This window comes from Nocardiopsis flavescens, assembly GCF_900141985.1.
GTDB lineage: Bacteria > Actinomycetota > Actinomycetes > Streptosporangiales > Streptosporangiaceae > Nocardiopsis > Nocardiopsis flavescens.
Window position 1 is genome coordinate 1 of record NZ_FQZK01000019.1, and the last position, 13,568, is coordinate 13,568.

Annotated in this window: 4 protein-coding genes; 2 read left to right on the forward strand and 2 right to left on the reverse strand. The window is 69.3% G+C overall.

Annotation, left to right across the window (positions count from 1 at the left end; genetic code table 11):
• Together BUE45_RS33920 and BUE45_RS23945 are read right to left on the reverse strand one after the other, a co-directional pair.
• The coding region (locus BUE45_RS33920; protein ID WP_143173461.1) for an RHS repeat-associated core domain-containing protein at positions 1–6,796 on the reverse strand (6,796 nt) is incomplete at its 3' end.
• 235 nt (positions 6,797–7,031) lie between these two features.
• A complete protein-coding gene (locus tag BUE45_RS23945) occupies positions 7,032–10,442 on the reverse strand; it encodes a LamG-like jellyroll fold domain-containing protein (RefSeq protein ID WP_342746045.1) in 3,411 nt (1,136 codons plus the stop codon).
• A 435-nt stretch (positions 10,443–10,877) separates the two neighbouring features.
• Between BUE45_RS23945 and BUE45_RS23950 the strand changes: the two genes are divergently transcribed.
• Both BUE45_RS23950 and BUE45_RS23955 read left to right on the forward strand, forming a co-directional pair.
• Positions 10,878–12,620: a stealth family protein gene (locus BUE45_RS23950; RefSeq protein WP_073381941.1), complete on the forward strand. Its 1,743-nt coding sequence runs from the start codon at positions 10,878–10,880 to the stop codon at positions 12,618–12,620.
• Positions 12,621–12,814: 194 nt separating this feature from the next.
• Positions 12,815–13,567 carry a metal-dependent hydrolase gene (locus BUE45_RS23955; protein ID WP_073381944.1) on the forward strand — a complete coding sequence of 251 codons (753 nt, stop codon included), beginning with the start codon at positions 12,815–12,817 and terminating at the stop codon, positions 13,565–13,567.
• Position 13,568 lies beyond the last annotated feature (1 nt).

Here is a 13,568-nt window from a genome sequence, read left to right on the forward strand (position 1 = left end):
CGGTCCCAGGAATGTTTCTTGCCGGAATCTCGTTTCCAGTAAGCGAAGATCTCTGCGCGGGCGTCAACCCCCTACCGCTTCCAGCGACCACATGGACAACACCCCTGGAGGTCTGTGCAGCAACTACAGCCACTGATGAGCTATTCCTCGGATGCCCCGTCGGAAGCTGGCTCCAAATTTGGTGAGCACGGTCCGCGAGCGGTTCTGCGGGACTACAGTTATGAGTCAGGAGCGGGGTGTCGCCCGTGAGCACATAGTACGTGTGGAGGTCTTGGACGGTGAGGTTGTAGACCCGCTCGGACTCGGTCCAGGTGCGGGTGCCGGTGATCTGGACCAGGGTGCCCTCAGAGGACAGGAACCACATCCCCGGAACCAGGTCGACGGCGTCGACCCACTCACCCAGCAACGGCACCCAGAAGGGGTGACCGTCAGTGGCGACGATCGCATCGCCCAGCACCATCGGCCCCGGCCGGGAAGGCCCGTCGGGCAACTCGCCCTCGCCCAGGGTGCCGGCGTCGACCTGCGTGGTGGTGTCCACGGTGATCTCGACCAGGGTCTTGGCACCCTCACCCACGATCGTGGCCAAGACCGTGCGCGGCCCCTCTTCCCCGGTCTCGGGGTCAGAGGCCCACACCTTCTCACCGATCTGAATGTCCTCGATCGCCTTGTGCGATCCGTCGGCCATCAGTACCCGGGTGCCTCGAACGAAGCTGTTCCCCAAAGGGCAGGAAACGGGGTCGCTCGTGTTCTCTTCCCGCAGATTGTTGACCAGGCTCCGCGCACCCCGGATGCCGCGGCTGGCCCAGCCTCCCGGGACGAGCAGGTCTGGAACCGTCGCGCCGAGCTTGTAAGCTCCGGAGTTCGGATCTGCCCCGAATTGAACGCTGTAGTCCATGATCGTGGGCAGGCCGACCTTCCGCACGACCCAGTCCGTTGCCAGGGTCGGCGGTGAGAACGTGCGGATGACGCTGTACGCGCCAGTCCCGAAGTTGAAGATCTTGTCGGAGTGCGGCACCCGGCGGTAGGTGTTCCGGACGGTGTTGTACGTCCTGGTGGAGAAGTTGGTCGTCCGCTGGCGGACGGTAGTCCTGATGTTGCGGAAGGGCCTGTAGTTCCACACCCTGCTCGCACCGCTGCGGAAGCTGTTGCGGAGCCTGTTGGTCCTCGACTTAAGGCGGTTACCCAGACCGCTCAGGAACTTGCGGACCTTCAACCCGTCCGGGTCGGAGTAGGTGACCGGGTTGTTGTTGGCGTAGGCGTACCCGTGCATCTGCTGCGGGTCGGTCAGGTCCAGCACCGGGTCCACCGAGATGAACCGGCCGATCCCCGCGTCGTAGGCACGCGCTCCCAACTGGGTCAGCCCCGTGGACTCGTCGATCGTGCCACCCACGAACCCGCGCTCGTCCGGCCAGTCCCCCGCACCACCGCCGCGGTCCTCACCGAAGGCGGTGAAGCGGCGCTGGGTCACCTCACCCGTGGCGGAGTCAATGGCCAACTGTCCGGTGCCGTGGTGGTCGGAGAAGATCCACGACACCTTCCCGTCCGAGTCGCGAACCGCGACCGTCTCTCCCCCGTGCTGGTAGTAACGCAGCGCCGTGCGCAGCAGGCTCTGCCGCTCAAAGTGCAGCTCCGTGCCGGGCAGGTACAGGGTGGTGGTGGTCGGGCTCCGGCGGATCAGACGCGCACCGTCGGCGTCGTACAGGTAGGTGGTCACGCCCAGGTCGGCGTCTCCGACGGTGACGAGCTTGCCCTCGGCGTCCCATTCCATGACCTGGTCGGCCGAGGCGGTGACGCGGGAGACCATGTTCCCGGAGTCGTCGTAGTCGTACTCCTCCAGACGTCCGCCGGCCGGGCCCTGCTCCTCGACCCGGGTCAGGGCGTGGGGCTGGGACTGTCCGGCCTCAGGAGTGGTGTAGTCGCGGGTGGTCGGTCCGCCGATGCCGTGCCGGGTCTGGGTGACGCGGTTGCCGATGGCGTCGTAGGTATAGGAGTGCCAGTAGGGAGCGGCGCCACCCAGGTCCGCCACGTCGGGGTCGGCCGCGCAGGCGTTCTCACCCGTGGCGTCGGGAGTCCACGCCTCGCTGAGCTGGCGCCGCTGGTCATAGCCGTAGCACTGGACGTCGGAGAGCCGGTTCGGGTCGGAGGGCTCGTCCCGGATGGACAGGATGTTGCCGGCGTCGTCGTAGGAGTAGTGCTGGTGCAGCAGCGACCCGTTGCCGACCTCGGGGACGACGCTGGCCCACTTCACCCGGTTGGTGGCCTCGTCGTAGTCCCAGGTCGCCCAGGTCTTGCGGGCACGAGTACCTTCCCGGCTGAAGGACCGCTGGGTGAGGTTGCCGATGCTGGAGTAGTACGCGGCATCCACGTAGGTGCCGTCGCCTTCGACCCGGGTCATCTGGCCGAGGTCGTTGTAGATGTACTTGACGTTCTCCGGGGCGAGCCCGCCGATGGCGGGCATGACCTGACGGTTGATGCTGCCGTCGGGGTTGTAGCGGGTGGTGAACCGATAGGTTCCCGCAATCCCGGTCTCGGCGGCCGGGACGATAACGTCGCTGCTAACCGGCCGGTACAGCTGGTCGTAGGACAGGACCCGGGTGGTGTAGGCGTTGCCGTTGCTGTAGCGGGTGGACGAGGTGAGCTGCCCCTTGACCAAGGTGTCGTAGACCCAGGCCGCGCGCCTGTTCCCCTGCGGGGAGTCGTCGTGCAGGGAGACGGTCCGGCCCAGGGCGTCGTAGACGTAGGCCAGGGTCTCGTCCCGGGCGTCGGTCTTGGTCGTCAGCCGGTCCAGCTCGTCGTAGGTGAAGGTGGTGGTGCCGGTGTCAGGGTCACTGGTGGAGACCTTGCGGCCCCGCAGGTCGTAGGTGTGGTTCCAGGTGTTGCCCTCGGAGTCGCTGACCGTGTCCAGGTCGTTGCGCTCGTTGTAGGTGTAGGTGATCTCGTCGTAGTCGCCCACCGGTTCGCGGCCGTGGTGGTGGCGCAGCTCGGTGGTGTTGCCGCGGATGTCGGTGATGGTGGTGGTGCCCACCCCGCCCTCGGGGGCGGTCACCAGGGTCTGCTCACCCCGGTACTGGGTACTGACGCGCCACTGCTCCAGTCCGCGGGACATGCTGATCGCGTGGACGGGGCGTTCGGCGCCGTCGTGGACGGTGCGCTCCCAGCGGGGCACCTCGTCGGTGTTGTTGACGGTGACGATCGCACCGCCGGGTTCACCGGCCGTGGGATAGGCGGTACGGGTCTGGACCTGCAGCCCGCGGTTGTCATGGAGGGTGTCGCTGATCAGGCGCGCGCCACCGCTGGTGGCGGTCTGTGTCTGGCGTGGACGCAGCAGACCGTCGAAAATCTGGTAACTGGTGATGTAGTCGTCGTGGGGGTTGAGGCTGCTGCTGGCGATGTAGGACGGCTTGTCCTTGTTGATGTGGTAGGCGAACTTCAGACTCGGGGAATCCCGGGCGCGGTCGCGATCGGCGAGCCACACCTGGGTGAGCCGCCCCAGGGGGTCGTAGGTGAGCTCGATCTTCCTGCCGTTGGCGTCGGTCTCGGTGACGGGCAGGGAACGGGCCGGTTCCATCTGGGTGGTGGCGACGTGCCCGAGCGGGTTGGTGACCTTGAGCGTGGTCGCCGGTCCACCCGTCACGGCAGAGGCGAACTCATAGGTGAGGGTGTTCCCCTCGGCGTCGGTCTGGGTGAGCTCCCGACCGTAGGAGTCGTAGGTGGAGGTCTGGATGGCCTGGTAGACGGGGGTGGTGACGTTGTAGTCCTTCAGCCGCTCGCTGCGGGTCTCCAGACCACGCGTGGGCGCGGTACCGACGTTCCCGCCGTCGTAGGCCGAGCGGATGTCGGCGATGACGTCCTGGGGATAGCGGGGCGTGGTGTCACAGCCGACGGAGACGGCTTCCTGGCGGGAGACCAGGCCCAGGATGTTCTTGCCGGTGTTGCGCGCGTAGGTGGTGCGGGAGCACTGCTCGTCACCTGTGACGGAGGTGTCGCCGTGGTCGAAGACCTCGGTGGGCATGCCGAGGGTGTCGTGGGTGGTGTCCATGCGGTGCTGGCGCCAGCCGCCGTCCGCGGTGGGGGTGTAGCTGCGTTCGGAGGCGGTGCGCACGATGTCGGCGGTCAGCGTTCCCCAGGAGTAGGTGCGCGACGCGGTGCGATGGTGCCAGGGGATGGCGATGGTCTTCTCCACGACCTCGCCGCCCGGACCGTTGCGGGTCAGGGTCTCCAGGGTCTGGCCGTAGAAGTGGTCGTGGTCGGTGTGCTCGCCGCCCTCGGAGTCGGTGACCTCGACGCTGCGGGTGCCGGAGGGCTGCTTGTCGCCGTGCATGCCGCGGAAGAACCGGTGTTCCTCCTCGCTGCGGGTCTCGCCTTCCACGCCGGTGTTGACCCGGACGGTCTCGTAGCCGCGCCACTGGGACCAGGTGCGCTTGTCGTCCTTGGTGAAGCCGTCGGCGTCCGCATACCGCCAGGCGGCTCCACCCCGGTAGTCGTAGGTGGTGATGACGTCGGGCTGGTCGGTGACCAGGTCGACCTCGACCACCTGGGTGACGACGTATTTGTGGAACCAGTCGGTGATGTCCTTGTCGCCCCTGCCGGAGGGCACCCATCTGACCGGGTAGCAGCGCTTGGTGTTGCTGTGCGGTTCCGGGGTCTGCCCGGGGGTGCAGTCGGGCTGGGAGTACAGGACGTCGAGCTGACCGCCGGACTCGGAGTAGACCGCGGTGATGCGCCACTTGTTCATCGGGGCGACGCCATCGGAGGTGGAGTCGACCCGGTTGGGCATGGGAGTGCCGGCGAACGTCAGCTTGGGGGTGGCCAGGGTGCCGCCGACGTGCCCGGTGTGGGTGACGGAGTCCAACCACAGGGCCGGGTCCGTGCCGTCGCCCGGAGCGGGGAACTTGTGGGTCAGCGTCCAGGAGTCGATGGGCACGTAGTCGGTGCCGTTGTGGTGCTGGGTGGTGACCTTGTCGAGCTTCTTGGTGCTCCAGAAGGTCGGCGAGTAGTTGCCGGTGCACTTCTGACCGGACTTGCAGTCCTGGTCCTGCGGGGTGTCGGGCCAGCGGGAGGCGTTGGCCTTGGTGCGCTTCTCCGGGGCACAGTCGAAGGAGTCGGTGGTCAGGCAGCGTTCGCCGGTGGTGAAGACGACCCGGGCCGGCGCGGTGGCGTACACGTCGTCGCTGCGCAGGCCGTAGTCGATGCGGCGCAGGTAGCCGCCCCGGTCATAGGGGGTGGCGACGGTGCCCATGTTGCGGGCGTAGTGGTTCTTCTCCTTGGTGTAGTGCAGGGTCATGGCGTTGCCGTGGACGTCGACGACGTAGTCGAGGTTCCACCGCCAGGCCTGCTGGCACCAGGAGTCGGAGAAGGACGACTTGTGGCAGGGTTCCCCGTCGTCGTTGCCGTAGACGGGGGTGGTCCAGGCCGAGTTGGTCTCAGGGTCCCCGGAGGCCCAGCCGGGCAGGCGGTTGCGGCCGAAGAAGTACTGGGTGCCGTCGGGGGTGGTGACCTTCCAGTACTCGCCGTCGTTGTCGCCGTTGGTGGTGCCGGTCAGGCGTTCGACTTTGGAGCCGTCGTCGCTGCGCAGCCGCCACGTGCCATTCCCGTCGACCAGCAGTTCGCTGGACATGCCGTTCAGCGACAGGGTGGCGTTGTGGCGGCGCCAGCACTGGTCACCGGTCTTCTTCGGGTCCTTCTGTCCGTCGTCGGCACAGGGGACGTAGGAGCGTTCGATGAACCCGGGGTGGTAGTCGAAGCCCTCGCCGAGCCAGGAGGTCTGGTTGTTGGTGGAGGCGGTACGCCCGTCGATGGAGCCCGAGGAGTAGGACAGGGAGACGCTGGGGGCCAGGCCCCCGGCCACGTCGGGTGTGTCGATCGGGTAGGACCAGGAGAAGTCACCGGTCTGCAGGCCGACCTCCCAGGTGGCCGACGGGGACAGCTCGCTGGCCTGGTAGTCGCCGCTGTTGCCGTCGGCTTCGGAAACAGCAGCGAGCGTGACACCGGAGGCGGTGGCGGGAGCCATGGCGCTGAGGGTCCGGCTGGAGAAGTCATTGACCGCGCCCAGGTCGTAGGCGGCCTGGCAGTCCTGGTCCGGGTTCTCCTCCAGGGCGCACGCGTCCAGGGCGAGTAGGCGCAGGCGCGACCCGTAGTCACCGCCGAAGGCGGTGGCGAAGTCGGTGTAGTCCAGCTCGACCTGGACGGGGCCGGGGGCCTGAACATCGTCGGTGCGGGTCAGGCGCATCATCAGGCCGTTGATCCCGGCGGCATCGGCGGCCTGGGCGTCGAGAACCTCCAGGGTCGCATCCGTCACCGGTTCCGGGACGTCCAGCGTCGGCTCCGCCTGGGTTTCGATCTGGGGAGACGCTTCCGGTGTCGACGTCTCCTCCGCCGGATCCTCGGTGCCCTGTTCCGCCTCCGGTGGTGCCGGTTCGGCCGGGACGTCCTCAGGGTCGGACGGGGAGGCCGAGGGGTCCGCCCACGGTTCGGGTTCGGAGTACACGCGGTCTTCCGTCGCGGGCTCCTGCTCAGGGGGCACGTCCTGTTGCAGGAACGGGGGGAGCTCCCATTCCTGGAAATCCTCCTCCGACACCTGGTTCAGGGCAACAGGACCGCCGCCCGAGGGCTCCTGCAAACCGACCGTGCCGGTGTCCGGCCATGCGGCCGGATCGAGTTGGGTGATCGCCGCATCGTCAACGGCCGAGTCCTCTTCGATCGCCTCCGCAACGAATTCGCTGGTCTGCAGCCAGCCCTCGTCGGGAGCCTCGGGCTGCTGGTTGATCGATTCGGCCTGTGAAGTCGATACCGACAACAGAGCGATGATGACCGCGACCGAAACGGCCCCGGAAGTCCATCTGCGCCACCGGTCGGCGAAACGCCGGGAGCGCAGAGGGGTGTCTTGCTCGGAGAAGGCGTTGAAGTCTTGAGGGGAAGGGGTCACGGACACGGGGGCCTCCAGGCACGGCGGTCGTCGTTGCCGCCAGATCGCCGTTTCAAGGGATGAGGTGGGGGGTGGAGCTGCACGGGTTCAAAAGATGCTTCACATCTCAGAAGGCCCCTGTCGGAATGAATCCCTCGTACACGTCGTAGATATCGGTCTGAGACAGCACGCCCTGGTAGAGATGCACATCGCTGATGTCACCGGCCCAGGCGTCGGCGAAGTTCTTCTCGAACACCCCGCCGCCGATCACCACCGGGCCGTCGGCGTGCCAGGCGGAGGGCACCGGGGCGGTGCCGTTCTTCACGCCGTCGACGTACAGGGTGATCTCACGCGCGGTGTGGTCGTAGGTGGCGGCCAGGTGGGTCCAGCGACCGAACTCCGGGGCGTGATCGGACAGGGCCCGGTGCCATCCGGTGGTACCGGTGCGGTCTTCGGGCGGCAGTTTCATCACCCAGTTGTTCCAGTCGAAGGTGTACTGGTAAGCGAGGGTGAAGGCGCTGTGGTCGGTGCCGCTCTGGGAGACGGCCGCGGTGTTGGCGCCGACTTCGTCCAGGCGGACCCAGGCGGCGACGCTGTAGCTCCGGTCGGTGCGGATCGCGGGTCCCTGGGTGGAGATGCGCTCACGGGCAGAGCGGTCCAGGCTGACGCCGGGGGCGAAGGTGACGTCGTTCATCGCCTGGTTCCAGGCGGTGAGCGGGTCGCCGTGGAGCGTTCCGGTCAGGCCGTGGTCGGAGGAGTCGGCGACCGCGGTCCCCTCGTACTCGTCCAACTGCCAGCGGCCCTCCAAAGCGGCAGGGCGGTTGGCCAGCTCCCAGACCTCGGAGCGGGCGTCATCGCTCTCCTCGGGAACATCGTCGGTGAGCACCCGGTCCCACACCCGGACGTCGTCGATGGCTCCGGGCCAGAAGTCGTAGTAGGTACCGCGGTACAAAGCACCACCGATCACGAACGGCCCTTCGGCGTTCCACGCGCTCTGCTGGATGTGGGTGCCCTGTTCGACACCGTCGACGTACAGGGTGAGGCCTCCGGTCTCAGGGTCGTAGGTGCCCATGAGGTGGGTCCACACCCCGGTCTGCGCCGGTTCCAGGGACAGGACGCGTTCGGAGATGGAGGTGTCGTCGCCGTCGTAGGGGGCCTGTTTGAAGATCCACCGGCCGCCGTTGGTGTGCTGGTAGCCGAGGTAGAAGCCGCTGTGCCGGTTCCCGGCCTGGGCGACGGCGGTGTAGGCACGGCTGGGCTGGCCGTCCAGGCGCACCCAGGCCGAGACCGTGAAGGCGTCGTCGGTGTCGATGACCGGTCCCTCGGTGACCAACCGGTTGCCGCTGACGGTGTCCAGGCCGGCACCTTCGAGCCGGTAGTTCTGACCGGTGCGCTCACCGATGCGTCCACGGGTCCAGTCCACCGGGCCTGAGGCCGTGGCGACACGGCCGTCGTGGACGAAGTCCGCGGCCGTGTCGCCCTGGCCCTCGTCGAGGGGGAAGTAGGAGACGGGGTTGGAGGGCGGGGCGACGGTGAAGGTGTACACCAGGACGCACGCGGAGGAGTTACCGAAGGCGTCGGTGGTGCGGGCGTGCAGCAGGTTGGGGCCGTCCCGGCGCGGGGTGATCGGCACGGTCACGGTCGCCCCGGGGGTGTCCAGGGTGATCTTGGTGGAACACGTGGCGTCGTTGAGGCTGTAGTGGTACGCCGTCGCCTGGGCGACGCCGTTGTTGGAGAAGGTGAAGGCGCCGCTGCGGCCGACGGTGCCGTGGACGGTGTCCCCAGCCGGGTAGTCGGTGGAGATCACCTTGGGGCCGTCCGAGGGTTTGGTGGTGTCGATCGTGAGGTAGCACCACGACGACCACGGGCCCCAGTTCTGCTGGTCGTGGCCGCGCAAGCGGTAGGCGATGAGTTCCTGCTCGGGCAGGTTGGCGGCGGTCACGGTGCGGTAGCTGCCGCCCGACCACTTCCCGACGGTCACGTACGCGGAGTCGGCCGATCCCAGGTTGGCGGCGGCGCCGTCGACCTTCCACTCGAACCGGCCCCTGACCTGCTGGCCGACGTAGTAGGAGTCGCGGTCGCGCAGCTGGCCGCGCAGGGTGACCGAGGTGTTGTTGACCAGGCGGGGCTTGGTCTTGTCGGTGGAGCAGGTGCCGCCCAGGGAGTCGGAGAGGGTGGAGGTGACGGGCTTCTCGGGAGGGTGGTTGTAGTTCACCACCAGCACCGGGGGCTTGGTCTTGAAGTCGAAGCGGCGCCAGGCGGACGAGGAGGACTCGTTGCGCTCCTTCAGCCTCAGGTAGATGTGCGAGGCGCTGTTGTCGACCCCCCACTTGTAGGCGGCGGTGGCGTCGAACTCCACCCCGCTGCTGCTGGGGCAGGTGGCCCAGCCGCCGCTGACGTCCTCCGTGTCGAGCAGGGTGCGGGCGGTGGGCTGGTTGTTCCAGGTGGTCTTGCTGTTGAACGCGTCGGTGCGGTGCAGCTGGACGTTGCTGGTGCTGGTGCAGTTGTAGGCCCAGGAGACCTCGGTGCGCAGTGTCGCCGAGTTGATGACGGTGTTGGGGTGAGTGGTCCGGCCCATCACCGTGAACTGCATGAAGGCACGCCGGGTGAAGGTCCCCTCGCCCCCGGAGTAGTACCCGACCCCGACGCTCTCCTTCTTGTTGAAGTAGCTCTGGTTCGGGAACGTCCTGTCGACGTAGGCGGTGTTGGGCCGGTTGGCGCTGACCGAGGGGTCGATGTACACCGGGTACTCGGTGTCCTCACCGGTCAGCAGCCCCCGGTCGGGGACCAGGCGGATGCGGTCGACGGTGACGTCGGCCTCCACCAGGGCGGTGCGGGCGCCCGTGGTGGGCGCGACGGCGGGGTCCTCGCCCCGGGTCTCCTCGATGCCGGCGGAGTCCCACATGGCCGGGGCCTGGACGTTGAACACGCCCTGGCCGCCCTCGTCTCCGACCGCTTCGATGTTGCCGTGCTCGTCGGCCCTCAGCGTCACACCGGTGGTGTTCAGGGGCAGTTCGAGTTCGGCCAGCTCGGGAAGCGCGGCGGCTTCGGGGGTGTGCACGACCAGGACCTGGGTGAACCCCTCGGTCCCGGCGGTCAGGACCAGGTCGACGTCGGGCAGCACGTCGGGGTAGGTGGCCTGGTCGCCGTCCAGGACGGGAGCGGGCAGCGCGCCGTCCCAGTCGAGTTCGATGCTGTTGGACCCGATACCGATGCGGGCCATGGGGGCGTCACCGCCACCGGAGAAGGCGATCTCCATCCCCGCCGCACGCGGGCGCACCAGGCCGTCGGCACCGGCGACGAGGGTGGCGTCGGCGTCGATCCACCCCTGCTCCGAGCGGACCCGGACCGGCAGGGCGGAGATCTCCGCGGTCAGGGTGCCGTCGGGGTTGGCGTAGTGGACGGTCTTCTCGTCCGTCAGCGCGGTGATCTCGACGGGCTCACCCGTCTCGCGGGCCTGGGACATCGCGTCCTGCTCGGCGGACGGCCGGTCGGCGGAGGCGGGCTCGTCGTCCTCGTCCGCACGGGCGGGCGACACGGCCAGCAACGACAGACCAGTGCCACAGCCGTGGAGGCCGCGGTCGCACGGGTCAGGGAACGACGCATGGGGGATGAGCCTGTCTGCTTCAGTTGTGGTTCGGGGGAACGGGACATCGCGGTCGAAACGGCTTCCGTGGTGACCCGGGGTGAACGTAGTGGAACGCGATTCCTTCCCACAAGTCCCTCGATCGCCCGCAAACCGGAAAAACAAACGGACACTAATCCCGATACACCCTTGAACTGCACATAAACCCCGTTGGCCACATACGGCCACACCGGCCCATATATCAACACGCAGAGAACAAGCCCCACCACGGAAAGTTCTTCTGTATTCCCCGTAAACCTGACATAAACTCCATGCGTCACATCACGGACCCCGTCCGTGCCGACGGACGGCTGCCCTCCCCCCTCCCCCGCTCGAAGGACGGCCCGCATGGCCCTGCCCACCCGTGTCAAGCGCGCGAGTGAACGCCTCCTGCCCGCCTCCACCCGCGCCCGGCTGGAGGCCGAGCGCGACGCCGCCCGGGCCGCCGAGGCCGAGCGCAGACGGGCGGAGAAGGCCGCCCGCAGGCGCCGGGACCTCTTGGCCGCCGACCCCGATTTGCGCGGCGGGGACGCGGACGGGACCGGCCTGCTGGGCCGCACCGTCACCTCCTTCACCGCCCGCGGCGCCTCCGACCGCAACCTCGACCTGGTCACCGCCGCCCTGGACCGCGCCGGGATCGACCGCTTCCTGGTTCGCGGACGCTCCCCGCTGCGCCACGTCGTCGGGGTGCACCGCTCGGACCGGAAGCGCCTGCTGGACGCCATGCGCGAGCTCTACGGCACCAGCGCCCTGTACGCGGTCAAGCCCGGCCCCGGCGGATCGGTGGCAGCCGCCGACGCCTACATCGACGGCGCGCTGGACGAGCGGGTCAAGTCCGGGCTCGTCATCCGGTTCGCCGAGCGGCTGCTCTCCCCCACAGGGCGCGAGCTGGCCGGGTTCGAGTACGGGTGCGACGTGGAGTTCTGGCGCGAGGGCGCCGGCCTGTTGGAGCGCGAGGACTTCGAGTCCGTGCGCGCGCAGCTGCGGGCGCAGGCCCCGGACGGGGTGCTGGCCGACGCCTGGGTCGCCCCGCGCCGCAACCGGGTCTCCGACGTGCTGCCCGCCGCGGCTCGCGTGCCGGCCACCGTCACCGTGGCCGGACGGGCGCACCCGACCTTCGAGCCGTTCGCGTGGACGCCGGCGGACGAGGTGGCCTTCCCCGTCGACGCGGTCTACACCTGGGTGGACGGCGGCGACCCCGCCCACGCGGCCGGGCGCGCCCGCCACCGGGACGGGCGGGACGACACGCTGGCCGCGGGGGAGTCGCGGTTCACCAGCCGCGACGAGCTGCGCCACTCACTGCGGTCGCTGGAGATGTACGCGCCGTGGGTGCGGCACGTGTACCTGGTGACCGACGCCCAGGTCCCGGCCTGGCTGGACACCTCGGCACCGGGCATCACGGTGGTGGACCACCGCGACATCCTGCCCGCCACGGCGCTGCCCGCGTTCAACTCCCACGCCATCGAGACCGGGCTGCACCGCATCGAGGGGCTCTCGGAGCACTACCTGTACTTCAACGACGACGTGTTCCTGGCCCGCCCCGTGGGCGCCGAGCGGTTCTTCCACGCCGGCGGGGTGGCGCGCCTGCCGTTCTCCCCGCACCAGTTCGGGGTGGGCGAGCCCGTGGCCGCCGAGCCCGCGCCCAACTCGGCGGGCAAGAACGTGCGGGAGCTGCTGGCCGCCGATTTCGGACGGCACATCACCCACAAGTTCAAGCACGTCCCGCACCCGCAGGTCCGCTCGGTGATGCGCGAGCTGGAGGAGCGCTACGGCGAGGCGGTCGACCGCACGGCGCACAGCCGCTTCCGGTCCCCGGCCGACGTGGCGGTGGCGACCGCCCTGCACCACCACTACGCGCTGTTCACCGGGCGGGGCGTGCCGGGCGAGTACGCGATGCGCTACATCGACATCGGCAGGCCGGACGCGGCGGACAAGGTCGCGGCGCTGGAGGCCGACCCGGCGGCGGAGTTCTTCTGCCTCAACGACGTCGACACCCCGCCCGGGGGGCGGGAGGAAGCCGCCGCCCTCGTCCGGCGGGTCCTGGCCGACCGGTTCCCGTTCCCGTCCCGGTTCGAGAAGGACGACGCCTGACCGGAGCTCCGGGGTCGCCGCACACGCTCGACGCGCGGATTCCCTTGTGCGGCAGCGGTTCCCGCGGATTCACCGGCATCACACGGCCCCCGGCGGGGCAGGAGTGCCCTGGGCGCGCGTCCGACGCGGACGGGCGCCCCTTCCCCTGTCCGAGAGGGGGAGCCGACCGTCCCCCGACCCCTGGAGCCGAGAACATGATGGGCACGAGCCACGCCGCCACCGGAGTGCTGACCGGGGCGGCCGTGGGCACCCTGCTGGGCTCGCACGTCGCCGACCCCTTCATCTGCGCCGCCGTCGGGGCGGGCGCGGCGCTGCTCCCGGACCTGGACGAGCCGGGGTCGACGGTGGGCCGGTCGCTGGGGGTGGCGACGGAGGGCGTCTCCCGGCTGCTGCGCGCGGCGTCGCGCCGGGTGTACGAGGCGACCGGCACGGCCCGCGAGCTGGAGGCGGGCAAGGACGGCGGGCACCGGCACCTCACGCACACCGTCCCCGCGGTCCTGGTGTTCGGGGCGCTGGCGTGGGGGCTCGCGGCGCTCGCCCCGCTGGGCACGGGCCTGGTGGTGTTCTCCATGGCGGCGCTCGGCCTGGGGACGGTGGCGCGGGCGATGACGAAGGTCGGGCCGCTGCGCAAGCGCAGGCTCGCGGCCTCGGTGATCGCGCTGCTGGTCGCCGCGGGCGCGGTGTTCGCGGACGGCGGTGCGGCGTGGCTGGTGGGGCTGACGGTGGCGGTGGGGGCGCTGACGCACGTCCTCGGTGACTGGCTCACCCGCAGCGGGGTGCCCCTGGCGTGGCCGTTCGTGGTGAACGGGAAGCGGTGGTGGATGTTCCGCAGCCCGGTCGCGTTCCACACCGGCAAGAGCCGGGTGGAGCCGGTGATCATGTGGGGGTCGGTGGCCGCGTCCGGGGTGGCCCTGGCTCTGGGCCTGCCCGCGCTGCCGGGCGCCTGAC

Bases quoted from the DNA above. Each gene is read 5' to 3' on its own strand.
- BUE45_RS23950 (WP_073381941.1), top strand. From the start codon at position 10,878: ATGGCCCTGCCCACCCGTGTCAAGCGCGCGAGTGAACGCCTCCTGCCC.
- BUE45_RS23955 (WP_073381944.1), top strand. From the start codon at position 12,815: ATGATGGGCACGAGCCACGCCGCCACCGGAGTGCTGACCGGGGCGGCC.